At 68.3% G+C, this 26,774-nt stretch carries 21 protein-coding genes; 6 read left to right on the top strand and 15 right to left on the bottom strand.

Translation table 11 applies throughout. The features are described 5' to 3' along the window. Positions 1-12 precede the first annotated feature (12 nt). Complete coding sequence (locus ACSFA2_RS09785) at positions 13-750, bottom strand: TerC family protein (RefSeq protein WP_435455135.1); 738 nt, start codon at positions 748-750, stop codon at positions 13-15. 417 nt (positions 751-1,167) lie between these two features. Here ACSFA2_RS09785 and ACSFA2_RS09790 point away from each other — a divergent pair, with 417 nt between their 5' ends. Next, complete coding sequence (locus ACSFA2_RS09790; RefSeq protein WP_435455136.1) at positions 1,168-1,617, top strand: DUF3717 domain-containing protein; 450 nt, start codon at positions 1,168-1,170, stop codon at positions 1,615-1,617. An 8-nt stretch (positions 1,618-1,625) separates the two neighbouring features. Further along, positions 1,626-1,931, top strand: coding sequence for a DUF2007 domain-containing protein (locus ACSFA2_RS09795; protein WP_435455137.1), 306 nt, complete (start codon positions 1,626-1,628; stop codon positions 1,929-1,931). Here ACSFA2_RS09795 and ACSFA2_RS09800 read toward each other — a convergent pair. The 4 genes from ACSFA2_RS09800 to ACSFA2_RS09815 all read right to left on the bottom strand — a co-directional run bounded on the left by ACSFA2_RS09800 (position 1,924) and on the right by ACSFA2_RS09815 (position 6,224). Continuing rightward, entirely contained in the window at positions 1,924-2,484 is a 561-nt protein-coding gene (locus ACSFA2_RS09800; RefSeq protein WP_435455138.1) for a YaeQ family protein, read from the bottom strand. The two genes, ACSFA2_RS09795 and ACSFA2_RS09800, sit on opposite strands and share 8 nt — an antisense overlap. Before the next feature lie 82 nt (positions 2,485-2,566). Beyond that, complete coding sequence (gene purB, locus ACSFA2_RS09805) at positions 2,567-3,946, bottom strand: adenylosuccinate lyase (RefSeq protein WP_435455139.1); 1,380 nt, start codon at positions 3,944-3,946, stop codon at positions 2,567-2,569. 32 nt (positions 3,947-3,978) lie between these two features. Next, the gene (locus tag ACSFA2_RS09810) at positions 3,979-5,043 is read right to left on the bottom strand and encodes a M48 family metallopeptidase (RefSeq protein WP_435455140.1); all 1,065 of its coding nucleotides are present in this window, start codon (positions 5,041-5,043) and stop codon (positions 3,979-3,981) included. A gap of 5 nt (positions 5,044-5,048) precedes the next feature. Continuing rightward, positions 5,049-6,224, bottom strand: coding sequence for a YjgN family protein (locus tag ACSFA2_RS09815; protein WP_435455141.1), 1,176 nt, complete (start codon positions 6,222-6,224; stop codon positions 5,049-5,051). Positions 6,225-6,362: 138 nt separating this feature from the next. Here ACSFA2_RS09815 and ACSFA2_RS09820 point away from each other — a divergent pair, with 138 nt between their 5' ends. After that, positions 6,363-6,974, top strand: coding sequence for a glutathione S-transferase N-terminal domain-containing protein (locus tag ACSFA2_RS09820; RefSeq protein WP_435455142.1), 612 nt, complete (start codon positions 6,363-6,365; stop codon positions 6,972-6,974). 70 nt (positions 6,975-7,044) lie between these two features. Here ACSFA2_RS09820 and ACSFA2_RS09825 read toward each other — a convergent pair whose 3' ends face one another. Next, the gene (locus ACSFA2_RS09825; RefSeq protein ID WP_435455143.1) at positions 7,045-10,650 is read right to left on the bottom strand and encodes an indolepyruvate ferredoxin oxidoreductase family protein; all 3,606 of its coding nucleotides are present in this window, start codon (positions 10,648-10,650) and stop codon (positions 7,045-7,047) included. A gap of 178 nt (positions 10,651-10,828) precedes the next feature. On the opposite strand from ACSFA2_RS09825, the gene ACSFA2_RS09830 reads away from it, so the two are divergent. Continuing rightward, positions 10,829-11,323, top strand: coding sequence for an Lrp/AsnC family transcriptional regulator (locus tag ACSFA2_RS09830; RefSeq protein WP_435455144.1), 495 nt, complete (start codon positions 10,829-10,831; stop codon positions 11,321-11,323). Between the two features lie 20 nt (positions 11,324-11,343). Then, on the top strand, positions 11,344-12,966 hold the full coding sequence (locus tag ACSFA2_RS09835) for an MFS transporter (RefSeq protein ID WP_435455145.1): 1,623 nt from the start codon (positions 11,344-11,346) through the stop codon (positions 12,964-12,966). On the opposite strand, the gene otnI is transcribed toward ACSFA2_RS09835, so the two are convergent. The 5 genes from otnI to mdeB form a co-directional block, all read right to left on the bottom strand. Beyond that, a complete protein-coding gene (gene otnI, locus ACSFA2_RS09840) occupies positions 12,956-13,777 on the bottom strand; it encodes a 2-oxo-tetronate isomerase (RefSeq protein WP_435455146.1) in 822 nt (273 codons plus the stop codon). The genes ACSFA2_RS09835 and otnI overlap by 11 nt on opposite strands. A 23-nt stretch (positions 13,778-13,800) precedes the next feature. Next, entirely contained in the window at positions 13,801-14,463 is a 663-nt protein-coding gene (locus ACSFA2_RS09845) for a class II aldolase/adducin family protein (protein WP_435455147.1), read from the bottom strand. A 303-nt stretch (positions 14,464-14,766) separates the two neighbouring features. Beyond that, on the bottom strand, positions 14,767-16,038 hold the full coding sequence (otnK, locus tag ACSFA2_RS09850) for a 3-oxo-tetronate kinase (RefSeq protein WP_435455148.1): 1,272 nt from the start codon (positions 16,036-16,038) through the stop codon (positions 14,767-14,769). Next, positions 16,035-16,934, bottom strand: a complete 900-nt coding sequence (gene ltnD / locus ACSFA2_RS09855; RefSeq protein ID WP_435455149.1) for an L-threonate dehydrogenase — start codon at positions 16,932-16,934, stop codon at positions 16,035-16,037. The genes otnK and ltnD overlap by 4 nt, the downstream gene beginning before the upstream one ends. A 97-nt stretch (positions 16,935-17,031) precedes the next feature. Further along, on the bottom strand, positions 17,032-19,683 hold the full coding sequence (gene mdeB / locus ACSFA2_RS09860) for an alpha-ketoglutarate dehydrogenase (protein ID WP_435455150.1): 2,652 nt from the start codon (positions 19,681-19,683) through the stop codon (positions 17,032-17,034). 107 nt (positions 19,684-19,790) lie between these two features. On the opposite strand from mdeB, the gene ACSFA2_RS09865 reads away from it, so the two are divergent. After that, complete coding sequence (locus ACSFA2_RS09865) at positions 19,791-20,258, top strand: Lrp/AsnC family transcriptional regulator (RefSeq protein ID WP_435455151.1); 468 nt, start codon at positions 19,791-19,793, stop codon at positions 20,256-20,258. Between the two features lie 64 nt (positions 20,259-20,322). On the opposite strand, the gene ACSFA2_RS09870 is transcribed toward ACSFA2_RS09865, so the two are convergent. The 4 genes from ACSFA2_RS09870 to ACSFA2_RS09885 form a co-directional block, all read right to left on the bottom strand. Then, complete coding sequence (locus tag ACSFA2_RS09870; RefSeq protein ID WP_435455152.1) at positions 20,323-22,545, bottom strand: PhoX family protein; 2,223 nt, start codon at positions 22,543-22,545, stop codon at positions 20,323-20,325. Positions 22,546-22,620: 75 nt separating this feature from the next. Continuing rightward, a complete protein-coding gene (locus ACSFA2_RS09875; RefSeq protein WP_435455153.1) occupies positions 22,621-24,093 on the bottom strand; it encodes a glycosyltransferase family 87 protein in 1,473 nt (490 codons plus the stop codon). A gap of 24 nt (positions 24,094-24,117) precedes the next feature. After that, positions 24,118-25,353 (bottom strand): hypothetical protein, encoded by a 1,236-nt coding sequence (locus ACSFA2_RS09880; protein ID WP_435455154.1) that lies wholly within the window; start codon positions 25,351-25,353, stop codon positions 24,118-24,120. Beyond that, entirely contained in the window at positions 25,350-26,771 is a 1,422-nt protein-coding gene (locus ACSFA2_RS09885) for a UbiA family prenyltransferase (RefSeq protein WP_435455155.1), read from the bottom strand. Before ACSFA2_RS09885 ends, ACSFA2_RS09880 begins: the two co-directional genes overlap by 4 nt. Positions 26,772-26,774: the final 3 nt, after the last annotated feature.

Genomic DNA, 26,774 nt, shown 5'->3' on the forward strand with positions numbered 1-26,774 from the left:
TCGGTCGCGAGATCAGACGGTGGCTGCATCGTGCGCCTTCGGACGGCGCGAAGCAACCCATTTGCCGATGGCCAACACCAGCAGGGCACCGGCGATGCCGGCGGCGTACTTGATGGTGTCGGTCTGCGGAATCTTCGGCACCCAGGTCCAGGCGTCCAGACGCACCACGGCCGGGTCGGAGATCAGCATCGTGCCGGCGATCCAGCCCAGCAGCATGCCGCCCAGGGTGATGATGAACGGGAAGCGGTCCATCAGCTTGATGACCAGCTGGCTGCCCCACACGATGATCGGGATGCTCACGAGCAGGCCGAAGATCACCAGCGGCATCTGGTGGCCGTCCCCGGCACCCTGTGCGGCACCCGCGATGGCGATCACGTTGTCCACGCTCATCACCAGGTCGGCCACGATCACGGTCTTGACGGCAGCCCAGAGCTTGTCGCTGCCGGCGATGTTGCCGTGCGCGTCGTCATGCTCGGGCGCCAGCAGCTTCACGCCGATCCACAGCAGCAGCAGCGCGCCGACGATCTTCAGGAACGGGATGGCCAGCAGCGTGAGCGCGAAGAAGATCAGGATGACGCGCAGGATGATGGCGCCAGCGGTTCCCCACAGGATGCCCTTCGTGCGCTGGGCGGGTGGCAGCTTGCGGCAGGCCAGCGCGATGACGACGGCGTTGTCGCCGCCCAAGAGAATGTCGATCATGATGATCTGACCGACCGCGACCCAGAATTCCGGGGTCATAAAAGCTTCCATGGCGTCCTCTGTGCATTTCGATGGGGGCCGAGCGGATCGGATCGAAGCGACTGAATGAAAAGACCAGAGTCAACGGGCCGCGCAAACGCTTCGATCAAACCTGCCAGGTTCAAATCGAAGGTCTTGCTCGGCAACGCGCATGGCGATGCCCGACAGGCCGGAAGTGTTGTGCTTCGTATTGACGACCTGGCGATACCCGCAGCGTGAGCGGCGGGCGGGAGCTACTCCCCTTCGTGCGCGGATTAGAGCATCCTGCGCTCGGGGCTGGCAACCGGGCTTGCCCGTGCTTCAAGGAAAAGCGTCCTGAAAGCCGCATGAATAGAAGCTTTGATGCTTTCAAAAGCATAGCGATTCATAACCTTGGACGAGCCCGGGACTTTGCCGCACTATGATGCCGCTCCGCAGTTTTTCTCGACCATGGCCGCCATTCACATCACTGACATCGAGGCCGCCATCAACCATTGGCGCGACAGGACTCCCTCGCCCGACGGCATCACGCTGGGGCCCGAATTGCGCGCGCTGGCGGAGGTCTACGCGCTCATGGTGTTCCACCACGAAGACGAGGTCGACGAGGTCGGCTTTCCCCCCAAGGCGTGGGCCGCGTGGATGGCCTGGTACGAGACCACCATCGACACGCCGTGCATCGCGATCTGTTCGACCAGCCAGGGCGATGACGAGTGCAAGGGCTGCGGCCGCAGCTTCGGCGAAGTGCAGCACTGGCCCGCCATGACGCCGGCGGAAAAGCGCCAGACCTGGCGCCGCATCACGATGGAAGACCGCGCCTGGCGCTTCAACACCTATGCCGAACGTGCGCGCGAGGCCCGGACGCCGTTGCCGCCGATATCGCCGGACGACGCGCCGACCTGAGCCCCGCGATGCGTCGACTCGCCCAGGCCCCCAACCTCGCGATCGCCACGCTCTGGGTGCATGCGCTGCACGAAGACGGCATCGCGGCCTCGGTGCAGCGCGAATACCTCGGTGCGGCGGCCGGCCAGTTGCCGCCGGACCAGTGCCTGCCCGAGATCTGGATCGAGGACGACGCGCAGTTCACGCAGGCACAGGCCGCGTTGCGCGACCTGCAGCACCGTCCGCAGCGCCGCTGGCATTGCGGCTGCGGCGAGCTGGTCGAAGGTGGCTTCGACCAGTGCTGGCAATGCGGCGCGATGATGCCGGTTACTTGAGCCGTTGAAGCTCGATGTCGATGCTGTTCTTGCCGTCGCCCAGCATCAGCGCGTTTTCCTGGATCGTCGCCTGCAGTTGCATGCTGCGCTGCGCCAGGGCCGCGACCGCCTGCGAGGTCTCGCTCGGGATGCGCCACACCGCGAGGTTCTGCAGGCGCACGAGCTTGTTCTCGATGCCCTTCCACCAGATGCCTGCGGCATGGCTGAAGCAGTAGAGCAGCACCTCGTCGGCCTTGCCGCAGGCCTTCATCAGCGGCTTCTCCTCGGGCTGGCCGACTTCGATCCAGACGCGCGTGCGGCCGGTGAAGTCGCGCAGCGACACGTCGGGGTCCTCCGGGTTCGACAGCCCCGCGCCGAAGCCCAGCACGCCGTCGCCGTCGCACACGCTCTGCAGCTTGTAGGCGTTGAGCGCCAGCGCGATGAGCCGCACCATCATGCGTTCGTCGTTCTCGCTCGGATGGCGAGCGAGCGTGAGCGCATGGTCGGCGTAGTAGTTGTGGTCGATGTCGGCGACCGCGAGGTTCGCCTTGAAGATGGTGGATTTGAGGGCCATCAGATCCGCCGGCGGGCCGCCCCAAGGCGGATCAGCCCCCGCGGGGGGCAGCGAGGACACGAAGTGCCGAGCGTGGGAGCCTTCATGCGCGTTTCGCGAGTTCGGCCGCCTTGCCGATGTAGCTGGCGGGCGTCATCGCGAGCAGGCGTTCCTTCTCGGCTTCCGGAATCTCCAGCGAGCGGATCAGGCCGTGCAGCGCTTCGGCCGTCACGGTCTTGCCGCGCGTGACTTCCTTGAGCTGCTCGTAGGCGCCCTGCACGCCGAAGCGGCGCATCACGGTCTGGATCGGTTCGGCCAGCACTTCCCACGAGGCGTCGAGGTCGTCGGCGATGGCTTCTTCGTTGATCTCCAGCTTGCCCAGGCCGGTCATGAGGCTCGCGTACGACAGCGTCGCGTAGCCGAAGGCCACGCCGATGTTGCGCAGCACGGTGCTGTCGGTCAGGTCGCGCTGCCAGCGGCTGATCGGCAGCTTCTCGCTCAGATGGCGCAGCAAGGCGTTGGCCAGGCCCAGGTTGCCTTCGGCGTTCTCGAAGTCGATCGGGTTGACCTTGTGCGGCATGGTCGACGAACCGATCTCGCCCTTCTTCAGGCGCTGCTTGAAGTAGCCGAGGCTCACGTAGCCCCAGATGTCGCGCGAGAAGTCGATCAGGATGGTGTCGGCGCGCGCCACCGCGTCGAACAGCTCGGCCATGTAGTCGTGCGGTTCGATCTGGATGCTGTAGGGCTGGAACGCGAGGCCCAGGCCCAGCGGGGCCGGCGTCTCGACGACCTTGCGGCTGAAGCTTTCCCAGTCGAAGTCGGGCCAGGCGGCCAGGTGGGCGTTGTAGTTGCCCACGGCGCCGTTCATCTTGCCCAGCAGTTGCACGCCGGCGATCTGCTCGCGCGCCTTGGCCAGGCGCACCGCGACGTTGGCGATTTCCTTGCCGACGGTGGTCGGGCTGGCGGTCTGGCCGTGCGTGCGCGAGAGCATCGACACGTCGGCGAACTGGTGCGCCATCTCGCGCAGTTTGGCGACGAGCCCGTCGAGCGCGGGCAGCATCACCTTGTCGCGCGCCGCCTGGATCTGCAGCGCGTGGCTGGTGTTGTTGATGTCTTCGCTGGTGCAGGCGAAGTGTACGAACTCGGCCGCGGCCAGCAGCTCCGGCCGGGCCTCGAACTTCGACTTGATCCAGTACTCGACCGCCTTCACGTCGTGGTTGGTGGTCTTTTCGATCTCCTTGATCGCGATCGCATCGGCCTCGGCGAAATTGGCGACCAGGCCCATCAGGTACTTGCGGGCGCCCGGCGTGAGCGGCTTGAATTCGGCGAAGCCGCAGTCGGACAGCGCGATGAACCAGGCCACCTCGACCTGCACGCGCCGGTGCATGTAGCCCTGCTCGCTCATCAGGGGGCGCAGCGCGGCCAGCTTGGCGGCGTAGCGGCCGTCGAGGGGGGAAAGGGCGGAAACGGTGGAGAAGCTCATGGGGCGAATTTTAGGCGTCGCCCCGCCCGCACCTATTCGGCCGCCGCCTTGAAGAAGGCGATGCGCTCCGCCGTCGCCGGGTGTGTCGCGAAGGCCAGGCCGATGGCGCTGTCGTTCCGGCCGTCGCGCGCCTGGTCGCCGCGCCAGCGTTCGATGGCCTCGAAGAAGCCCGCCATCACGCGCGGCGAGATGCCGGCGGCGCGCATCAGGCGCACCGATTCCTCGTCGGCCTCGCGCTCGGCGTCGCGGGAATAGCCCAGCGTGGCCAGCACCACCGGCGCCGTGCCGATCAGCGTGCCGAAGTCGCCGAAGGCGATCGACACCGCGAAGCCGACGGCCGAGGCCTGCACCAGCTGGCGCATTGTGTGGCGCAGCCGCACATGGCCGAACTCGTGCCCCAGCACGCCCAGGACCGCGTTCTCGTCACCCGGCAGCAACTGCACCAGCGCGTCGGTCAGGACGATGGTGCCGCCCGGAAGCGCCAGCGCGTTCGGCCCGAGCTTGTCGTCGCGGCCCTGGCGGAACTGCAGGTTCCACGGGGGCGCGCCCTCGGGATGCGCGCCGGCCACCATCCGCGTGAAGGCGCGGCGGATGCGGTCCTGCGTGTCCGTCGGCAGGGCGCTGGGGCGCAGCATCGCATCGTCGAGCGACGCCAGCGCCTCTGCGCCGATGAGCGCGTCGACCCGCTGCGGCACCAGCGCCGTCACGCCGCGCGCGATCCACGGCAGCCCCCACTGGTACACGGCCGCGGTGGCGGCGAGCAGCAGCACCAGCGCGAGGGCGACGCCCCGCCAGCTCTGCTGGGCGCGAACGATGGGGCTCTCGCGCCCGGGCAGGGCGCGCGCGCACCAGTCGTCCCAGCCGGGCACATCGAGCGCCTGCACACTGGCACCGCCCGGCAGCGACGCGAGCCGCCCGCCATGCCGGGTGCGCTCCGGCCAGCGGACCTGCGCGATCGGCACGGCGAGCGCTTCGAACGCCGCCGGCTCGGTGGCCGCGGGCGTGATGTGCAACTGGCCGTCGGCCACATGAAGGCGGGCGGCGCGCGGCCGGCTGCGGCGGCCGTCGAAGTAGCGGGCGTCGAGCGTGTCGGTCACCGGGCTCACATCCCGATGTCCAGGCCGAACAGGTCGGCCGCCATGTCGCCAGCGGCACTCGGGTCTTCTTCGCCCGCGGCGCGCGTGAGTTCGTCGAGCGGCGTACGCGTCTCCAGCGTCACCGCCTCGAGCTGAGCGCGCCGCGTGCCGATCACCGCGAAGGGCCAGTACAGGCCGAGCGTCAGGAAGATCAGCAGGTAGTTCTTCAGTTGCAGGCGCAGGAAGGGGCCGAGCTTCAGGCGGCTGTCGAAGCGCAGCACCTCGTTGCCGGTGGTCGACCACAGCAGGTTCTGCAGCCGCACCTGCAGGTACGACTTGGGCAGGATGTTGAACAGCAGCACGCCGCCGATCGCGAAGATCATCAGTGTCGCGACAACGGCGACCCCCATGCCGGGGCCTTTGCGACCGATCGCGCCGATGCCGATCAGCAGGCCGACCCCCAGGCCCGCGAGCACCATGACCGCCAGGGTGAGCCCGATCAGTTTGATGAAGACCCCATAGACCACGCCCACGTCGGCATCGAGCCGCGTCTGCAGTCCGCCGTAGGCGAAGTGGCCGTGCTGGTAGCGCCGCAGCTTCCAGAGGAAGAAGGGCAGGCCCACGACGAAGACCAGCATGCACAGGCCGATCAGCCCGGTGGCCGCGGCCGACGGCGCAGCCGGCCTGCCGCCCTCGCCGCTGTCGACCGTGAGCCCGGCCACGGCGAAGGGCAGCAGGGCCAGGGCGAGCGGCGGCAACAGGGCACCGTAGGCCCCGGCGGTGTCGCCGGTGAAGCGAAAGCGCAGCCCGCGCCAGCTGGTGTTCGCCAGCCGGAAGCGCATCGACGCCCGGAACAGCGTAGGCCAGAGGCCGACGAAGGCCAGCGCCGCCAGCAGCGCGGCCCAGCCGGAGAAATGGCTGCCCACCGAATAGACGATCAGGAAGGCGGCGGCGATCAGCGTGCCGCGCAGCATCTTCGCCGGCTCGCCATGGAAGCCCAGCGCGTCGCCGTCGACCCAGGTGTTGGCATGGAAGTACTGCAGCTTGCGCACCTTGGCCCAGGGGAGGTAAAGCCCCAGGGTGACGACGATGAGCAGCAGGTTCACGATCCAGATACGAAAGTACTCGCTGCCGCTGGCGGTGAAGCCGATCGGATGGCGTTCGGGGGGCGGCCCCGCGGGTGTGTCGATGTCCATGGTCATGGGTCCTCCCTCGTTGGTGATGCGCCACGATTCTGCATGCCGGGGGCGATTGCGCGTGGGGGCGTCCGGTGCCCACCCGGGGTCGCACACTAGAATCAAAGCGCTAAAACGATGACCCAGAGGGAAGAGAGAAGCCGAATGAAACTGATTGGATCCAACGCCAGCCCCTACGTGCGCAAGGTCCGCGTCGTCATGGCCGAAAAGCGCCTTGACTATCAGTTCGTCCAGGAAGACGTCTGGGCGCCCGACACCACCATTGCCAACTCGAACCCGCTGGGCAAGGTGCCTTGCCTGGTGATGGAAGGCGGCGAGGCGATGTTCGACTCGCGCGTGATCGTCGAATACCTCGACACCCTGTCGCCGGTGGGCAAGCTCATTCCGCAGCAGAGCCGCGAGCGCGCCGAGGTCAAGACCTGGGAGGCCCTGGCCGATGGCGTGATGGACGCCGGCGTGCTGTGCCGCCTCGAAGCCACCTGGGCGGGCCGCGCCGAGGGTGAACGCAGCCAGGTCTGGATGGACCGGCAGCGCGCCAAGATGGTAGGCGGCATCGCCGCCATGGCCAAGGGCCTGGGCGACAAGCCCTTCTGCAGCGGCATCCACCTGAGCCTGTCGGACATCGCGGTCGGCTGCGCGCTGGGCTGGATCGAGTTCCGCTTCCCGGACATCGACTGGCGCAGCCAGTACAGCAACCTCGCGAAGCTGCAGGACAAGCTGATGCTGCGGCCGAGCTTCGCAGACACCAAACCTTGAAGACGCCGCCGCGGCGGGCCTGAAACGAAAAAAGCGCCGTGAGGCGCTTTTTTTCAGGGGTGTGGGCCACTCAAGCTGCGACGCGCTCCGTCGTCGGATGGCGCCATTTGGCCATCAGCTCGGTCCAGCGCGTACGCGCCGCGGCCAGGTTGCGCTCCTTCACATGGCCGTAGCCACGGATCTGCTCCGGCAGCGTGGCGATCTCCACCGCCGTCGCATGGTTCGCGGCGCTGAGGCCGGCGATCACTTCCTCGATGCTCGCGCGGTACTCGCCGATGAGTGCGCGTTCGGTCTTGCGCTCCTCGGTGCGGCCAAAGATGTCGAGCGCCGTGCCGCGCAGGCCCTTGAGCTTGGCCAGCACCTTGAAGCCGGTCAGCATGCCGGGGCCGAACTTCTGCTTCTGCAGCTGGCCCTTGCTGTTCTTCTTCGCGATGAGCGGCGGCGCGAGGTGGTAGTTGAGCTTGAAGTCGCCTTCGAACATGCCTTCGACGCGGTCGAGGAAGGCACGGTCGGTGTGCAGGCGCGCCACCTCGTACTCGTCCTTGTAGGCCATCAGCTTGAAGAGGTAGCGCGCCACCGATTCGGTCAGCGTCGTCTTGCCGACCACCGCCGTCTCGGCCTGCTGCACCTTGGCGACAAAGGCCGTGTACTGCTCGGCGTACGCGGCGTTCTGGTAGCCCCTGAGGAACTCGGCGCGGCGTGAAATCAGCGCCTCGACCGTCTCGCGCTTCTTGAACTCGATCACCTGGCCCGGCGACACCAGCTTCTGCACCGCCGCCAGGTCATGCGCCGCACGGCGGCCCCATTCGAAGGCCGTCTTGTTGTTCTCTATCGCGACGTTGTTGAGCTCGATCGCGCGCATCAGCGACGCGTAGTCCAGCGGCACCCAGCCCTTTTGCCAGGCGTAGCCCAACAGCATCGGGTTGGCGTAGAGGCTGTCGCCCATCAATGACACGGCAGCCGCATCGGCGTCGAAGCTGCCAAGGCCGTCGATGCCGACGATGCGCGCGATCTGGTTCGCGCAGTCGTCCTGCGGGTTCACCCAATTGGCGTTGCGCACGAAGGCCGCGGTCGGCGTGCTGTGGCTGTTGAGCGCCACGTGCGTGCGCCCTTCGCGCATGCGCGCCAGCGTCTCGGCGTTGACCGCCACCAGCGGGTCGGCGGCGAGGATCAGGTCGGCCGCGGCGGTGCCGACGCGCGTGGTGCGGATCGCCTCCTGCGTCTCGCCGATCAGCGCATGGCTCCAGGTGGCGCCGCCCTTCTGCGCCAAGCCGGCAGCGTCCTGCGTGACGATGCCCTTGCCTTCGATGTGCGCGGCCATGCCCAGCAGCTGGCCGATGGTGATCACGCCCGTGCCGCCGACACCGGCGACCACGATGCCCCAGACCTGGTCGCGTGCCAATTGCGGCACGGCCGGCTCGGGCATGACGCCCATCTCGAAAGGCGAGTTCGCCTTGGCCTTCGACTTCTTCCTGAGCGCACCGCCTTCGACAGTGACGAAGCTCGGGCAGAAGCCCTTCAGGCAGCTCATGTCCTTGTTGCAGGTGCTCTGGTTGATGGTGCGCTTGCGGCCGAATTCGGTTTCCAGCGGCTCCACCGAGAGGCAGTTGCTCTGCACGCTGCAGTCGCCGCAGCCTTCGCACACCAGCTCGTTGATCACGACGCGCTTGGCCGGGTCGACGGCCGTGCCCCGCTTGCGGCGGCGGCGCTTCTCGGTCGCGCAGGTCTGGTCGTAGATGATGGCCGTGGTGCCCTTGATTTCGCGGAACTCGCGCTGGATGTCGTCGAGCAGGTCGCGGTGCTTCACCTCCGGATCGCCGGCCACCTTCACGCCGTCGTACTTCTCGGGTTCGTCGGTGACGATCACGACCTTCGTCGTTCCTTCGGCCAACAGGCTCTGCGCGATCTGCAGCACCGAGTGGCCTTCGGGCCGCTCGCCGACCTGCTGGCCGCCGGTCATGGCGACCGCGTCGTTGTAGAGGATCTTGTAGGTGATGTTCACGCCCGCCGCGATGCTCTGGCGGATGGCGAGCAGGCCGCTGTGAAAGTAGGTGCCGTCGCCCAGGTTCGCGAAGATGTGCTGGTCGGTGGTGAAGGGCTGCTGGCCCACCCATGGCACGCCCTCGCCGCCCATCTGCGTGAAGCCGATCGTGCTGCGGTCCATCCAGGTCGCCATGAAGTGGCAGCCGATGCCGCCCATCGCGCGCGAGCCTTCGGGCACCACGGTGCTGGTGTTGTGCGGGCAGCCCGAGCAGAACCACGGCTGGCGGTCGGCACCCTGCACGCCGTCGAGCTTGATGACCTCCATCGAGCGCTCCTTGGCCTCGAGGATGGCGAGCTGCGCATCGATGCGCGCGCGCATGTCGGCGCCGATGGCGTCGAGCAGGCCGGTCTTCCTCAGGCGCTGCGCGATGGCCTTGGCGATCAGCGCCGGGTTCAGGTCGGCGTTGGCGCGCAGCAGCGTGTGCGCGGTCGGGTTGGGCATCGACCATTCGCCGCCCGAATAGCCGTCGGCACTGGCTCCCACGCCCTCGTCGAACTTGCCGACCACGTTGGGCCGCACGTCGGAGCGCCAGTTGTAGAGCTCTTCCTTCAGCTGGTACTCGATGACCTGGCGCTTCTCTTCGACCACCAGAATCTCCTGCAAGCCGGTCGCGAAGTCGCGCGTGAGCTGGGCCTCCAGCGGCCACACGACGCCGACCTTGTGCAGCCGGATACCGATCTGCCGGCAGGCCGCGTCGTCCAGCCCCAGGTCGATCAGCGCCTGGCGCGTGTCGTTGAAGGCCTTGCCGCTGGCCATGATGCCGAAGCGATCGTTCGGCCCCTCGATGACGTTGTGGTTGAGCTTGTTCGCGCGGATGTACGCGAGCGCTGCGTACCACTTGTAGTGCATCAGCCGCGCTTCCTGCTCCAGCGCATGGTCGGGCCAGCGAATGTGCAGGCCGCCGGGCGGCATCTCGAAATCGGTGGGGATCACGATGTCGACGCGCTCCGGGTCGATCATCGCGGTGGCGCTGGATTCGACGATCTCCTGGATCGTCTTCATGCCCGACCACACACCCGAGAAGCGGCTCATCGCGAAGGCGTGGATGCCCAGGTCGAGGATCTCCTGCACGTTGGTCGGGAAGAACACCGGCGTGCCGCAGGCCTTGAAGATGTGGTCGCTCTGGTGCGCGGCGGTCGAGCTCTTGGAGATGTGGTCGTCACCTGCGACGGCAATCACGCCGCCGAATTCGGTGGTGCCCGCCATGTTGGCGTGCTTGAAGACGTCGGAGCAGCGGTCCACGCCCGGCCCCTTGCCGTACCAGATGCCGAAGACGCCATCGAACTTGTTGGTGCCCGGCGGCGAGAAGCCCAGCTGCTGCGTGCCCCACAGCGCGGTGGCCGCCAGCTCTTCATTGACGCCCGGCTGAAACACGATGTTCTGCGCCTTGAGGTACTTGCTCGCCTTCCACAGCGCCTGGTCGTAACCGCCGAGCGGCGAGCCGCGGTAGCCGCTGATGAAGCCGGCGGTGTTCTTGCCGTTCTGCGCATCGCGCAGGCGCTGCAGCATCGGCAGCTTGACGAGGGCCTGAACGCCCGACATGAAGGCGCGACCGTAGTCGAGCGAGTATTTGTCGTCGAGCGTGACCGTCTCGAGGGCCTTGCGGATGTGCTCTGGCAGGGGGGCGTTCATCGTCTGTGTCTCCGGTTGGCGTGGCCTTGTGGGCGTGGCTGGGCGGCATGAGCGCCCGACGGGATGCGGTGCCTTCATGATGCGCCTGAAAGTGTATTGGCGGGTGTCGGACAGGTGCTTTCAGATACCGCCAGGGAAACCCTAGTTTCTGGAAGATCCTTTCTTAGAATCACCCTTTATGGAAAGCCTTGATAAGTTCGACCTTGCCATCCTGAAAGAACTCCAGACGGATGGACGCCTGACCAACGCCGAACTGGCCCAGCGCGTGGGCCTGTCGGCCGCACCCTGCTGGCGCCGCGTGCGGGCGCTGGAAGAGTCCGGCTTCATCAAGGGCTACTACGCCGAGATCGACCGCCGCAAGATCGGCCTGGGCGTGCTCGCCTTCGTGCGCCTGGACACCGAGCGCGCCAACAGCGAGGTCACCAAGAAGATCGAGGAAGCGATCCGCAAGCTGCCCGAAGTCATCGCCTGCCACTACATCAGCGGCACCGGCATGTTCGAGCTGCAGGTGGTGGCCGAAGACCTCGACGCCTTCTCGCGCTTCGCCCTCAACAGCCTCATGCACCTGCCCAACGTGAAGGACCTGCACACCAGCTTCTCGCTGGGGGAGGTGAAGGCGAGCCATGCGCTGCCGCTGGGGCATCTGGCCGCCAAAGGGTTGCGCGCTGCGTGACGGCCTGACAATCGACGCCGATGCCGCCCATCTCCCCCGACGAATCCCCCATCCCGCCGATGCGCGCCACGCCCGCGCGCATCGGCCCCTTCACCCCGCTGAAGCTCCCGGTCTTCCGCATGCTGTGGAGCACCTGGCTGCTCGCGAACATCTGCATGTGGATGAACGACGTGGCGGCGGCGTGGATGATGACGACGCTGACCACCACGCCGCTGTGGGTGGCGCTGGTGCAGTCGGCCTCGACGCTGCCGGTGTTCCTGCTGGGGCTGCCGAGCGGCGCACTGGCCGACATCCTCGATCGTCGCCGCTGGCTGATGGCCACGCAGTTCTGGCTGGCCGGGGTGGCGATCGTGCTGTGTGCGGCGGTGGCGCTGGACATGATGACGGCGCCGCTGCTGCTGGCGCTGACCTTCGCCAACGGCATCGGCCTGGCGCTGCGCTGGCCGGTGTTCGCCGCCATCGTGCCGGAACTGGTGCCGCGGCCGCAGCTGCCGGCCGCGCTCGGGCTCAACGGCATCGCGATGAACGCCTCGCGCATCATCGGCCCGCTGGTGGCGGGGGCGCTGATCGCCAGCGCCGGCAGCCTGTGGGTCTTCGTGCTCAACGCAGTGATGTCGGTGGCCTCGGGCTTCATCGTGCTGCGTTGGCGGCGCGAGCACACGCCCAACCCGCTGGGCCGCGAGAAGCTCGTGAGCGCGATGCGCGTGGGCGTGCAGTTCGTGCGCCAGTCGCTGCGCATGCGCGCGGTGCTCACGCGCATCTCGATCTTCTTCCTGCACTCGACCGCACTGCTCGCGCTGCTGCCCTTGCTGGCACGCGGGCTCGAGGGCGGCGGGGCCGGCACCTTCACGCTGCTGCTGGCGGCCATGGGTTCGGGCGCCATCGGTGCAGTGCTGGTGATGCCGCGGCTGCGCCAGGCCTATGTGCGCGACCAGCTGGTGCTGCGCGGCGCGCTGCTGCAGTCGGCGGCCACGGCGGTGATGGCGGTCGCGCCCAACACGTGGGTGGCCGTGCCAGCCATGTTCTTCGGCGGCGCGGCGTGGATCACGGTGGCCAATTCGTTGTCGGTGTCCGCACAGCTCGCGCTGCCCGACTGGGTGCGCGCGCGCGGCATGTCGATGTTCCAGATGTCGATCATGGGCGCGAGCGCCTTCGGTGCGGCGCTGTGGGGGCACATCGCCACGGTCAGCTCGCTGCAGGCCAGCCTGCTGATCGCGTCGGTCACCGGCGTGCTGATGATGGGCGCGGCCCTGCGCTATGTGCTGGACGGCGGCGTCGACGACGATGTGAGCCCCGCCGCGCCCGGCTGGGCCGACGCACCGCCGCATGCGCCGCCGGGCGATGGGCGGCTGGTCATCAACGTCGAGTACCTGATCGACCCGGCCCGCGCCGCGGCCTTCCACGTCGTGATGCAGCAGACGCGGCGCACGCGGCTGAGCGAAGGCGCGATCGGCTGGGAGCTGCTGCACGACATCGCCGAGCCGGGCCGCTACGTGGAACAGATCATCGACGAGTCGTGGACCGGCCACCTGCGCCGCTTCCACCGCGCGACGGCGGCCGACCTGGCGCTGCGCGAACGCCGGCTGGCCTTCCACCTGGGCGACGGGCCGCCGCTGGTGACGCGCTACGTGGTCAGGCGCTGAGCGCCTTCGCGGCGCGCAGCCAGCCCAGGCCGTCCGAGGTGCCGTTGGGCACCGCGCCGCGCGCCGGGCGGTACTCGCCGCCGACCCAGCCGTCCCAGCCGCACTGGGCCGACACCTCGTCGATCACCTTGAACAGGTAGGGGTGGTTCAGCTCGCCGATGTCGGGTTCGTGCCGCTCGGGCACGCCGGCGATCTGGATGTGGCCGACGCGGCCGGTCGGCAGGTACTGGCGGATCTTCATTGCCACGTCGCCCTCGACGATCTGGCAGTGGTAAAGGTCGAACTGCACCTTGAGGTTGGGCGCACCGACCGCTTCGACGATGGCATGCGCCTCGTCCTGCCGGTTGAGGAAGAAGCCGGGGATGTCGCGCGTGTTGATGGGTTCGATCAGGAGGTCGCGCCCGGCCTTCGCGGCCTCGGCCGCGGCCCAGCGCAGGTTCTCGACGTAGGTCGCCTTGGCCGTTTCGCGGGGCAGGCCGGCAGGCAGCAGGCCAGCCATCACATGGACGCGCGGGCAGTCGAGCGCAGCGGCGTAATCGAGTGCCTTGGCGATGCCGTCTCGGAACTCGCTCTCGCGCCCCGGCAGGCAGGCCAGGCCGCGCTCGCCGCCGTCCCAGTGGCCGGGCGGCGCGTTGAAGAGCACCTGCTTCAGGCCGTTGGCCGTCAGCCGCGCCGCGATCTCGGCGGCAGGGAAGGCATAGGGGAACAGGTATTCGACGCCCGCGAAGCCGTCCTTGGCGGCGGCATCGAAGCGGTCGAGGAAGTCGAACTCCGGGTAGAGCATCGAGAGGTTGGCAGCGAAACGGGGCATGGTGGTCTTCGGGAGGGAGTGGGTTACCAGCGCGCGCCGAACGTACGGCGCAGGTCGTCGATCGCGTCCTCGCCCAGCGGCGCGGGTTCGGTCGCAGACAGCAGGCGCAGGCGCGCTGTTTCTTCGAGTTCTTCGAGCACCGCCATGGCCGCGGCCGGCGTGTCGTGCCAGACGTTCGGGCCGAGGCGCGCGAGCATCACGGCACGGATCGGCTGGCCCGCGTCGCCGTACTGCGTGATCGCGGCGGCCACCGCATCGGCCGCTTCCGCAGCGCCGGGCCGGTGGTACGGGATCACCGGCACATGGCCGACCTTCATCACGAAGTAAGGCGTCAGCGCGGCCAGCAGTTCTTCGCCGGTGGGCCGCAGCGTGAGGCCGACGCAGTGCGTGCTGTGCGTGTGGATGACGCAGGCCGTGGCCGAGTCGAAGCGCTGTGCCGCGGCATAGATGCGGGTGTGCAGCGCGATGGTCTTGCTCGCGCGGTCGCCGCCGGTCTGCACGCCTTGCGCATCGAGGCGCGCCAAGCGTGCCGGGTCGAGGAAGCCGAGGCAGGCGTCCGTCGGGGTGATGAGAAAGCCATCGTCGAGCCGCACGCTGATGTTGCCGGCCGTGGCATGCACGTAGCCGCGCTCGAACAGGCTGCGGCCGACGCGGCAGATTTCTTCTCGGGCTTCTGGTTCGTTCATTGGATTACTAGGTTGGTTCGGGGCGCGTGTGCAGGCCACCGGGTACTCCCCTCCGCGAATGTCCCCCGCCTTCGGCTCCTCCTTTATTTCGCTGCGGGGAGCACCCGATACCCTGCGCACGTGGACACGGCCGTGGTGCACCGTCGATGAACCACGATCGCGCCCGAGGCTCACGTCGATGGCGTGCTCTGCGCAGCGAAATAAAGGAGGAGGCCGCAGGCCGGGGGACATTCGCGGAGCAGAGTACGCCGTCGGCGCGAGCCCGCCCCGAACAACGCGCCTCTCGCGCAACGACCAAAACCGTCATTCGAGCACAGCAAAGGCTTTGGTGAAAAAGTCGTCGGCCCCGAAGTTGCCGGACTTCAGCGTGAGGTGCACGCCCGCGCCACCAGCAGCCTTGGCCAGCGCATGGCACCACGGCACGCCGGGGTCGATCTGCGGGCCGATCTGCATTTGCGTGACACCCAGCGCCTGCACGCAGGCGCCGGAGGTCTCGCCGCCCGCCACGACCAGTTGGCGCACGCCCAGCGCGACCAGGCCACGCGCGATGGCGGCGATGGTGCGCTCCACCATCGCACCGGCTTCTTCCACCCCCAGGCGGCCCTGCACCGACTTCACGGCGCCGGTCTCGGCCGTGGAGTAGACGAGCACCGGGCCGTCCTTGAGCAGCGGTGCGGCCCAGGCCAGCGCCTCGGCCGCGACGTCGATGCCCGACGCGATGCGCAGCGGGTCGATCGTCATCGCGGGCCGACCGCTCTGGATGAAATTCATCACCTGACGGTTGGTCGCGATCGAGCAGCTGCCCGAGACGACGGCGGTCCGCCCTTCGGCCGCTGGCAGCGCACTCGCCTGTGACGACGGCGCGATCCCGAAATTGGCCGGCAGCCCGATCGCCACGCCCGAGCCGGCCGTCACCAGCGGCATCGCCGCCAGCGCCGGCCCGAGGCGCAGCAGGTCGTCGTTGGACACCGCGTCCACCACCGCCATGGCCACGCCCGCGGCGCGCAGTTCGGCGATGCGTTCGCGCACCGCGTCGGCGCCGCGCGCCACCACGGTGTGGTCGATCAGCCCGACCTGGCGCGTCGTCTGCGCCTGCAGCACCCGCACCAGGTTCGGGTCGGTCATCGGCGTGAGCGGGTGGTTCTGCATGCCGCTTTCGTTCAGCAGCACGTCGCCGACGAACAGGTAGCCCTTGAACACGGTGCGCTTGTTGTCCGGGAAGGCCGGCGTCGCGATGGTGAAGTCGCTGCCCAGCGCGTCCATCAGCGCCTCGGTGACGGGGCCGATGTTGCCGGCGGCCGTGCTGTCGAAGGTCGAGCAGTACTTGAAGTAGATCTGCTGCGCGCCCTGCGCCTGAAGCCATTTCAGGGCGTCGAGCGACTGCGCGATGGCGTCGGCCGGCGCGATGGTGCGCGACTTGAGCGCGACCACGACGGCATCGACATCGGCCGCCAGTGGCACGCTCGGCACGCCGATGGTCTGCACCACGCGCATGCCGGCGCGCACCAGGTTGTTGGCGAGGTCGGTCGCGCCGGTGAAGTCGTCGGCGATGCAGCCCAGCACCATCTTGCTCATGCGGCGCCGTCCTTCTTCTTGGGCAGTTCGATGCCCGGGAAGATCTTGATTACCGCGCTGTCGTCTTCCTTCGCGAAGCCGGCGGTCGAGGCCTGCATGAACATCTGGTGCGCGGTCGACGCGAGGGGCAGCGGGAATTTGCTGGCGCGGGCGGTGTCGAGCACCAGGCCCAGGTCCTTCACGAAGATGTCGACGGCCGACAGCGGCGTGTAGTCGGCGGCCAGCACATGGGCCATGCGGTTCTCGAACATCCAGCTGTTGCCGGCGCTGTTCGTGATGACCTCATACAGCGCGGCGGCATCGACGCCTTCGCGCAGGCCCAGCGCCATGGCTTCGGCGGCGGCGGCGATGTGCACGCCGGCGAGCAGCTGGTTGATGATCTTCACCTTGCTGCCCGCGCCGGCGCTGTCGCCCAGCCGGTAGACCTTGCCGGCCATCGCGTCGAGCACGGCGCCGGCTTTCGCATAGGCCTCGGGCTTGGCGGCCGACATCACCGTCATCTGGCCGCTGGCGGCCTTGGCCGCGCCGCCGGAGATTGGCGCGTCGATGTAGTGGATGCCCAGGTCGTTCAAGCGCTTCTCGAGCGCGACCGACCAGTTCGGGTCGACCGTCGAGCACATCACGAAGGTGCTGCCCGGCTTCATCGCGGCGGCGGCGCCGTGCTCGCCGAAGAGCACGGCTTCGGTCTGCGCCGCGTTCACCACCACGCTCACGACCACGGCGCAGGCGGTAGCGACTTCGGCCGGATTGGCATGCGCGACACCGCCGGCCTCGACGAACGCCGCCGCCACGCCCGGCCGCACGTCGCAGACGTGCACCTCGTAGCCGTGGCTGCGCAGCGTCTGCGCGATGCCGGCGCCCATGGCCCCGAGGCCGATCAATCCCACTGTGTTCATGGCGTGGCCCGCAGGCAGGCTGGTGAAGAGGGGTCGACGATAGCGCGAAGCCGCGCGCCGGCCATCGGGGCAAGTCCCTGTCGCGCGCTCGGCCGGTTCAGCGCAGCGCGTGCTTCGCCGCGCGCACGATGCTCGCCGCATCCACGCCGAAGAAGTCGCGCAGCGCGGCGCGCGTGTCGCTGCGCCCGAAGCCGTCGGTGCCCAGCGTGAGGTAGCGCCGGCCTTCGGGCAGGAAGGCGCGCACGCTCTCGGGCACGGCGCGCACATAGTCGGTGGCGGCGACGATGGGGCCTCGCGAGCTCGCGAGCTGCTGCGCGATGAAGGGCGTGCCGGCGTCCTCGTCGCCGTGTAACGCGCGCGCCTCGCAGGCCTGGCCATCGCGCGCCAGCTCGCTCCAGCTGGTCACGCTGATCACTTCGGCGGCGATGCCTTCGGCGTCGAGTTGGCGCGCGGCCTTCACCACTTCGGTGAGGATCGCGCCCGAGCCCATCAGGGTAACCTGCGGCGCCGTTCTCTTCGCCGATGCATCGCGCCAGCCCTCGTAGCGCCAGCAGCCGCGCAAGATGTCCGCGGCGGCCTCGGGCGGCACGTCGGGCTGCGCGTAGTTCTCGTTCATGAGCGTGACGTAATAGAAGACGTCCTGCTGCTCGACCATCATCTCGCGGATGCCGGCGTCGACGATCACCGCCATCTCGCCCGCAAAGCCGGGGTCCCAGGCCTTGCAGTTCGGGATGGTGGCGGCCACGAGGTGGCTGCTGCCGTCCTGGTGCTGCAGGCCTTCACCGCCGAGCGTGGTGCGGCCCGAGGTGGCGCCCAGAAGGAAGCCGCGCGCGCGCTGGTCGGCGGCGGCCCAGATGGCATCGCCCACGCGCTGGAAGCCGAACATCGAGTAGTAGATGTAGAAGGGCAGCATCGCCAGCCCGTGCACGCTGTAGCTGGTGGCCGCGGCCGTCCAGCTTGCGATGGCGCCGGCCTCGCTGATGCCCTCTTCCAGGATCTGCCCGTCGGTCGCCTCGCGGTAGCTCAGGATCGAGTCGATGTCTTCCGGCGAGTAGCGCTGACCCACGCTCGAGTAGATGCCGACCTGCTTGAACAGGTTGGCCATGCCGAAGGTGCGCGCCTCGTCGGCCACGATGGGCACCACGCGCGGGCCGAGCGTCGCATCCTTCATCAGGTTGCCGAGCATGCGCACGAAGGCCATGGTCGTGCTCATCTCCTTGCCAGCCGCCGCCACGGCGAACTGTGCGTAGGCTGCGAGTTCCGGCTTGGCGACCACGTCGCACGCCGTTTCGCGCCGCGGCATCGAACCGCCGAGCGCCGCGCGATGCTGCTTCAGGTAGCGCATCTCGACGCTGTCTTCGGCCGGCTTGTAGAACGCGAGCGAGGTCACCTGTTCGTCCGACAGCGGCAGGTTGAAGCGGTTGCGAAAGCCGATCAAATCCGCGCTCTCGAACTTCTTGTGCGAGTGCGTGGTCATCTTGCCCTGGCCCGCCGCGCCCATGCCGTAGCCCTTCTTGGTGTGCGCGAGGATCACGGTAGGCTGGCCGACGTGCGCGGCCGCGGCGGCATAGGCGGCGTGGATCTTCACCAGGTCGTGGCCGCCGCGCTTCAGGCGGTCGATCTGCTCGTCGCTCATGCCTTGCGCGAGGCGCGCGAGTTCGGGGTCCTGGCCGAAGAAGGACTCGCGGTTGAAGCGGCCGTCCTTGGCGGCGAAGGTCTGCATCTGGCCGTCGACCGTGTGCGCAAAGGCGCGGGCCAGCGCGCCGGTGGTGTCGCGGGCGAAGAGGCCGTCCCAGTCGCTGCCCCACACCAGCTTGATGACGTTCCATCCGGCCCCGGCGAAGAGCTTTTCCAGCTCGTCGATGATGCGGCCGTTGCCGCGCACCGGGCCGTCCAGGCGCTGCAGGTTGCAGTTGACCACCCACACCAGGTTGTCGAGCTTCTCGCGTGCGGCGAGCGTCAGCGCGCTCATCGACTCGGGCTCGTCCATCTCGCCGTCGCCGAACACCCCCCACACCTTGCGGGTGCTGCAATCCTGCAGTTTGCGGTCGGTCAGGTAGCGCATGAAGCGGGCGTGGTAGATCGCGCTGATCGGGCCGATGCCCATCGAGCCGGTCGGGAACTGCCAGAAGTCCGGCATGAGGTACGGGTGCGGGTAGCTTGAGAGGCCACGTGCGCCCGTGCCCTGCGTGAAGGCGGGCGCCGTCAGTTCCTGGCGGTAGTGCGCGAGGTCGTCTTCGCTCAGGCGCCCTTCAAGAAAGGCGCGCGCATAGACGCCCGGTGAGCTGTGCGGCTGGAAGAACACCAGGTCGCCGCGATGCGCTTCGTTCCGCGCATGGAAGAAGTGGTTGAAGCCGACCTCGAACAGGTCTGCCGCGCTCGCGTAGCTGGCGATGTGGCCGCCCAGTTCGCCATAGGCCTGGTTGGCGCGCACCACCATCGCGAGCGCGTTCCAGCGCATCAGCGAGGCGAGCCGCTCCTCGACCGCGAGATCGCCCGGGAACGCGGGCTGCTGGTCGACGCCGATGGTGTTGACGTACGGCGTCGCCAGCTCGGGCTGCCAGCCGATGCGCCGGTCGCGTGCCACGCGGGCGAGCTGGTCGAGCATCTGGCGCGCGCGTTCGGCACCATGCGTCTGCACGAGCGCGTCGAAGGCGTCGCGCCATTCCGCAGTTTCCTGCGGGTCCGGGTCGGTCGCTGCGGGGCTCAGCAGCGCGTGCATCTGGGAGGCGGAGATCGGGGCGTTCATGCTCGGCACTTTAGGCCGCTCCGCGCCGAATGGGCTGCTGTCCCGCCGGATCGTTATCCCTCGTTCAGCAAATAATATGCCGTCAAAACGAGAAACGACAGCATTTCATGAAGCTCGACGCCATCGATCTACGCATCCTCGACGAACTGCAGCGTGACGGCGCGCTGTCCAACGTGGAGCTCGCGCGCCGCGTGCACCTGTCGCCCTCGCCGTGCCTGGCGCGGGTCAAGGCGCTCGAGGCGGCCGGTGTGATCGACCGCTACGTCGCGCTGGCCAGCGCGAGCGCGCTGGGCCTGGGGCTGAACGTCTTCATCTCGATCAGCCTCAAGACGCAGAGCAAGGCGTCGCTGGGCGACTTCGAGCGGCGCATCGCCGAGCACGACGAGGTGATGGAGTGCTACCTCATGACCGGCGACAGCGACTACCTGATCCGCATCGCCGTGGCCGACATGGCGGCGCTGGAGAAGTTCATCCTCGAGCAGCTCACGCCGATCCCCGGCATCGAGAAGATCCGGTCGAGCTTCGCGCTCAAGCAGGTGCGCTACAAAACGGCGCTGCCGCTGCCTCGGGGATGAGGCAGCGGCAGCGCGGGGACAACGGGGACGAGGCCCGGCCTGCCGGCCGGGCTCGGTGCATCGATCAGAGACCGATCAGGCCGCCGTCGTCCTTGGTGATCACCACCGTGGCCGAGCGCGGGCGGGCGTTGCCGCCGTCCGGCCAGTGGCTGCCGAAGTTGGCGGGCGTGCCGATGTTGCCGGCGGCCGTGGTTTCACCCGGATGCTGGATGTTCACGAACAGCGCGCGGCCGTCACCCGATTCGGCGATGCCGGTGATCTCGCAGTCCTTCGGGCCGACCAGGAAGCGGCGCAGGCCGTCGGTGCCCGGTGCCTTGCCGACGATGGTGGCTTGCGTCGCGGTGGTGGCGCCGTCGACGTTGGTGATCGTCTTCGCGGCGCCGTCGCCGACCTTGCCCGGTAGCGCGGCCAGCAGCATGCAGTTGGTCACGTCGGTGTACTTGCCGTCGTCGGTCTCCAGCCACAGCAGACCGGGGGCGGCCTCGCTGAACCACAGGCCATCGGGGCTCGAGAAATCGTTGTCCGCGCCGAGCTGCGACAGGTTGACGTCGGGCGAGGCGGTCGAACGTGCGCCGAACAGGTAGACGTCCCAGTTGAAGCTGAGCGCGGCCGGGTCGCCGTTGGCATCGGCGAAGCGGACGATGTGGCCGTTCGGGTTGCCCTTCTGCGCAGTCTGCGCCACGCCCTTGGGGTCGTTGTACGAACGCGGGTTGGCGGCATCGGTGCCTCCGACCGGTCGCGCGGCATTGTTGGTAAGGGTGACGTACACCTCGCCGTTGCGCGGGTTGACGGTGGTCCATTCCGGCCGGTCCATCTTCGTCGCGCCTACCACGTCGGCGGCCAGGCGCGTGTTGACGGCCACGTCGGCGGCGTCAGCGAAAGCGTAGGCGCTGTTGGCGGCCGTGATGCCGTTCACGCCGAAGGCGAGTTCGATCCACTGGCCGGTGCCGTCGGCGGCGAACTTCGCCACATAGAGGCGGCCCGCGTCCATGTACTTGTCGCCAGCGGCCATCCCGCGTGTGGCGTCGGCCGCGTCCCAGAGGGCGGTCGAGACGAACTTGTAGATGTACTCGTTCTGCGAGTCGTCGCCCATGTACCAGACCAGCGGCTTGCCGACCACGACCGGGCCGAGGCAGGCGCCTTCGTGGCCGAAGCGGCCGAGCGCGGTGCGCTTCTTCGGGGTGGAGAGCGCGTCGAACGGGTCGATCTCGACGACCCAGCCGTAGGTGTTGGCGCCGTTGCGGTAGTCGGCAAGGGCGTTGGCGCCACGCACTTCGGTGTTCCAGCGGCCGTACAGGTCGTCGGTGGTGTCGGGCGTGACGGTGGCCCACAGTTCGCGACCGTTGCCGGCAACGCCGTAGCGCGCGAAGGAGGTCAGTTCCTTTGCCGTGCGGTTCGTGTTGTCCGTGGCCGCGACGCGACGGAAGTAACCTGCCCAGTTCTCTTCGCAAGCGAGGTAGGTGCCCCACGGCGTGGTGCCGTTGGCGCAGTTGTTGACTGTGCCGCGCGTCATGCTGCCGTCGGTCGAGTACTTGGTCTTCACATAGTCGGTCTTGGCGACCGGGCCCGAGAGCGCCATTTCGGTCAGCGTGTGCACGCGGCGGTTGAAGCCCGAAGCTTGCTTGTAGCTCCACTTGTTGGCGGTCTTGCCCACCTCGATCACGCTCACGCCGTGCAGATAGAACTCGCGCAGCACTTCGTCAGGCACGGTGCGCACGCCGCCCACAGTGGTTTGACCGGTGGGGTGCAGGAACAGCGGCGTGATGGCTTCATGGTTCATCACCAGCAGGCCGCGGTCGGCGGCGGTGCGGCTCCATTTGCCGTTGGCATCGACGCCGAAGAAGGTCATGCCGTCGTGGTGGTCGCCGGCACGGCGGTCGTAGGTGGCGGCAGCGTCGGTGCCGTCGTTCTTGTACGCGGGCACGCCCGTCGCGATCGGGTCGCCCAGGCGATACAGCACGCTGGCGGTGTAGCCGGCCGGCACGGTGACCACGTCGTTGAGGCTTTTCGCCACGGCGCCAAAGTTGAGTTTCTGGGCTGCGGGTACCGGTGCGGGCGCCGGTGCAGGGGCAGGTGCGGGCGCAGGGGCCGGCGCGTCGTCGTTGCCGCCGCCGCCGCAGGCGGTCAGCAAGGCGGCACCGGCGGTACCGACGCCCAGGCCGAACAGTTTCCGGCGGCTCAAGCGCGCAGCGATCAGATCGTTGAACTCGGGGTTTTTCGTTGTGTTGTGGCCGATGTCGTCAGGATCGATCGCGAGCGATTGCGTCAGGTTTTTGTCAGTCGTCATGTGCTTGCTTAGTCGTGGGTTGGAAATACCCGCGAAGGTAGGCATAGGGCATGACGCCCGCGCGAAAGCCGTGTGTCAGTTCGGTGACGGAACTGCTGCGCGGCGCGGTGGCTCGGGCGCTTCACCGACCGTTCCGCGTTCCATCCACGAGAGCCGGTACAGCAGCGCCAGCACCAGCAGCCCGCCGAAGAAGATATACGACTGCAAGACGTTCAGCCGCGTGTCGGCCAGCAGGTTCACGGCTGTCATGAAGGTCTGGCCCGTCAGCGCGAGCGCCAGCCACAGCAGCGGCTCGGTCCGCCGGCCCCACGGCCGGGTCTGCAGCGCGCTCGGGAACACGAGCGCGAAGATCGGGAACAGCACGGCGTAGTGGTGCTCCCAGGCGATCGGCGAGGCGATCGTCAGGCTCAGCATGATGAGCGCGAGGTCGATGGCGGTCGGCGCCTTGCGCAGGCGCCAGAACATCGTCAGCGCCAGGATGACGGCCGACGACACCACGGTCGCGACATACACCGTCGCGTGATAGGGCGGGAAGTCGGTGCCCGACCAGACCAGGCCGCGCCCGAACAGGTTGGCGCCGTTGAACAGCAGCCGGTTCATCAGGCCGTTGACCGACTGGTTGATGAAGTAGCTCTCGCCGTGCCGGCCGAGGAAGGAGACCACCGTCAGGTAGTCGAGGTTGTTGCGCAGGCCGTAGTACGCCACCGACACGGCCAGGAACGCGGCGCCGGTAAGCGTCGCCGCGATCGCGAACTTCCATTGCCGGCGCAGCAGCGCCCACACGACCACCAGCGCCCACTGCGGCTTGATGATGCAGCACAGGGCCACCAGGAAACCCGACAGGCGCGGCTGGTCGCGCTGCCAGGCCAGCAGCGCCAGGCCGGCGGCCAGCGTCATGGCGGTCTGGATCTGGCCGTGGTGCTCGCTGCGTGCGAGCGGATAGAACAGCGCCGCGCTGACCAGGCACAGCACGAAGAGCGTGGCAGTCGACTTTGGCAGCAGCGCCGGCGCGCGCTCGCCGGCCGGCGCCAGCTGCTGCGACGCGCCCAGGAAGAGCTTCATGAAGACGAGTGCGATCACCGGCACGCACAGCCGCGAGAGCACCTTGTAGATCACCACCAGTTGCTCGCCGCTGATCGGGAGCAGCGCCAGCGGCAGGTCGATGAAGAGCAGCGCCGTCAGCGGGTACTGGAACTTCACATGCTGGTCGAAGAAGATGGCCTGGTAGAACGGCACGTCCGGGTGCGCCTGGAACTGCGCCGAGGCGCGCAGCATCGGCATCCACGAATCGTCGCCCGCATAGGCGCGCAGCAGGGTGCGCACGTAGGCGGTCGCACTTTCGTAGGGGTCGCCGCCCACCAGCGCGACGAGGCTGCTCAGCGCCACGCCGCTGAAGACGAAGCAGGCCCACAGCCGCCACTGGCGGGAAATGCGTTCGGTCGAGGGGCTGCCCGGCTGCGCGGCCAGCAGCGGCTGCCGACGCCAGAGATAGGCGACGATGGCGGCCGAGACCAGGGCGGTCAGCAAGACCCCGATGAACATCTTCATGGTGCGATTCCCTCCGGGGCGCTCTCAGGGCGCCGGTGTCGCGTGCTGCAGCAGGTGGGCCGCGGCGGCATGCATGTCGAAATTGTGGAAGCCGACCAGCGCCGCGAGCAGCAGGGCCAGCACCGGCGCCGCGCGCCCCAGCGGCGATCGGCTCGCGAAGAGCGCGACGGCCATCAGCAGCGGCAGGAAATGCGCCGCGTACAGGAAGGTCTCGTCGCCGTACACCAGGTGCAGCGCAATCTGCGCGGCCAGCGTCAGCCCGAGCACCTTGCCGAAGGCATGCCAGCGCGGCGAGCGGACCAGGCCGACCACGCCGGCGGCCAGCAGCAGCGCCCAGATCAGGAGGGCGGCCCAGCTGGCCGCGTCGACGAGGCCGGCGCCGTTCATCTGCACCGAGATGATGTTGAGCACCGGTGGCACCTGCTCCTGCACGCGCACCGCGGGGATGCGGATCGGGTACCAGAGCATCCCGATCAGGCGATCGCCGAGCGAGCCGCCGGCGGCCTGGTTGATGTAGTGCAGTTCCTCGCGGCTGCCGAGGAAGAACAGCATCGACCAGTGGTAGAGCTGGCGCTGGACCAGGGCCAGGACCGAGACGATCAACAGCGCCACGGCGCTGAGCCCCACGGCGCGGCGCCACGGGCGCTGCACGATTGCAAGGGCGAGGCCGGCCACCCAGTTGGTCACGGTGATGCTCAGGCTGGCCACGCTGGCCGCGACCAGCCAGCGGTCACCGACGGGGCGGTGCACCGCGACGGCCGCCACCAGCAGCACCATCAGCAGCGTGAGCGAGCCCGCGAAGAAGGTCTCGGCCACCGAGAACCAGAACTGGAAGGCGGCGCTGGCGACGGCGAGCGCCGTGAAGCACACGCTGGTGATGCGCCCGGCGCCGGACAGGCGGCCCAATGCGTAGAAGCCGATCGCCCAGAGCACGCCGACGAACTTGACGACCCGCATCGCGGCTTCCAGGTCGCTGCCGGCCCAGACCGAGCGCACGGCCACCGTCACCGGATGCAGCAGCAGCGAGGAAATCGGGTGGACCTTGGTCCGGTAGTGGTTGCTCTGCGCGTCGACCATGTTGGACAGCGTGCGCGGCGTGTCGGCGCCGAACCAGACGTCCCCGCCGGATTGCTGCTGGTACAGGGCTGGCGGCAGATGCAGCATCAGCGCGCGCAGCAGCCACACCACCGCCAGGGCCAGGAGCACGGCGATCAGCACATCCGGCGCCCGGCGGCGCCATGTCGATGCCGGCGCGCTCAACCCGCGATCCACAGAAGAAGCGCGCCGATCCCCACGGCCGTGAGGCTGACCCAGTCGCGTGCCGCGAAGACCACCGGGTCTTCGTGGAGCAGGCCGCGCACGGCCTTGAGCCAGATGCGCATCGTCCAGAACAGGAACACCGGGATCAGCATCCAGAGCCACACCGGGTTGTCGTAGCGGCCCATCATGTCCTGGTCGTTGATGTACAGGCCGAGCAGCAGCACCGACATCTGGCCGGCCGACACGCCGCCGCACAGGACGAAGGTCAGGTCGTTCGGCAGGTAGCCGCGGTCGGTGTTCAGCTTGCTCGGGTCGTCGACCGCACTGGCCAGTTCGACATAGCGCTTGGCCAGTGCCAGGCTCAGGAAGATGAACAGCGAGAAGGACAGGACCCAGAACGAGAGCGGCAGGCCGGTGGCCGCCGTGCCCGCCGCGATGCGGATGGTGTAGAGCGCGGCCAGCGAGAAGACGTCCACCACCGCCCGGCGCTTGAGGTGCACCGAGTACGCGGTGGTCAGCGCCATGTAGATGAGCAGCACGTAAAGGAACTCGATCGGCAGCGTGGCGATCGACAGCGCGAGCGATGCCGCGCTGAGCGCGATGGCCATCAGCAGGCCGCGGCCGATCGAGATCTCGCCGGCGGCGAAGGGGCGCCGGCGCTTGCGGTGGTGGCGCCGGTCCGAGCCGAGGTCGAGCAGGTCATTCACCACGTAGATGCCCGAGGCCATCAGCCCGAAGGCCAGGAAGGCGAGCGATGCATCGACCACCAGGCCGAGCGTCAACTCGTGCAGCGAGGGCAGCAGCGGCAGGAAGATCAGCAGGTTCTTCAGCCACTGGTGCAGCCGCATGCCGTAGATGTAGCGCTGCAGCCGTGCTGTCTGCGGCCGGATCACGGCTTCGATCGTCGTGCGCTGCGCTGCGCGATGGTTGAGCCGGCTGGAACCGCTGACGACCACGGCAGCGTGTGCGCTCTGCCAGATCGGCAGGTCGACGTGGTGATCGCCGGCATAGGCAAACGGCAGGCCACCGGCGTCGCGCTGGATGGCTGCGAGCTTGCCCTCGCCGCGCAGGTTGTCCACACCGTTGGAGGCGATCACGTCGTCGAACAGGTCCAGGTGGTGGGCGATCTGCCGAGCGAACTTCATGTCGCTGGCGGTTGCGAGCACCACGCGCCGTCCGGCGGCCCGGGCCTCGCGCACCAGTCGCAGCACTTCCTCGCGATAGGGCAGGGTCGTCACGTCGATCTCGACGCGCTGCGCGACCTCGTGTTTGAGCGTTGCCTTTCCACGCGCCAGCCAGGCCGGGAGCATCAACAGCGACAGGGGGGAAGCCCGCACCAGTTGCAGCAGGGATTCGTGCAGCAGATCGGTGGTGATCAGCGTGCCGTCCAGATCGATGTAGAGAGCCGGTGCCGTCATGGA

Origin of the sequence: Variovorax cryoconiti, from assembly GCF_051216395.1 — a bacterium.
Lineage (GTDB): Bacteria > Pseudomonadota > Gammaproteobacteria > Burkholderiales > Burkholderiaceae_C > Variovorax.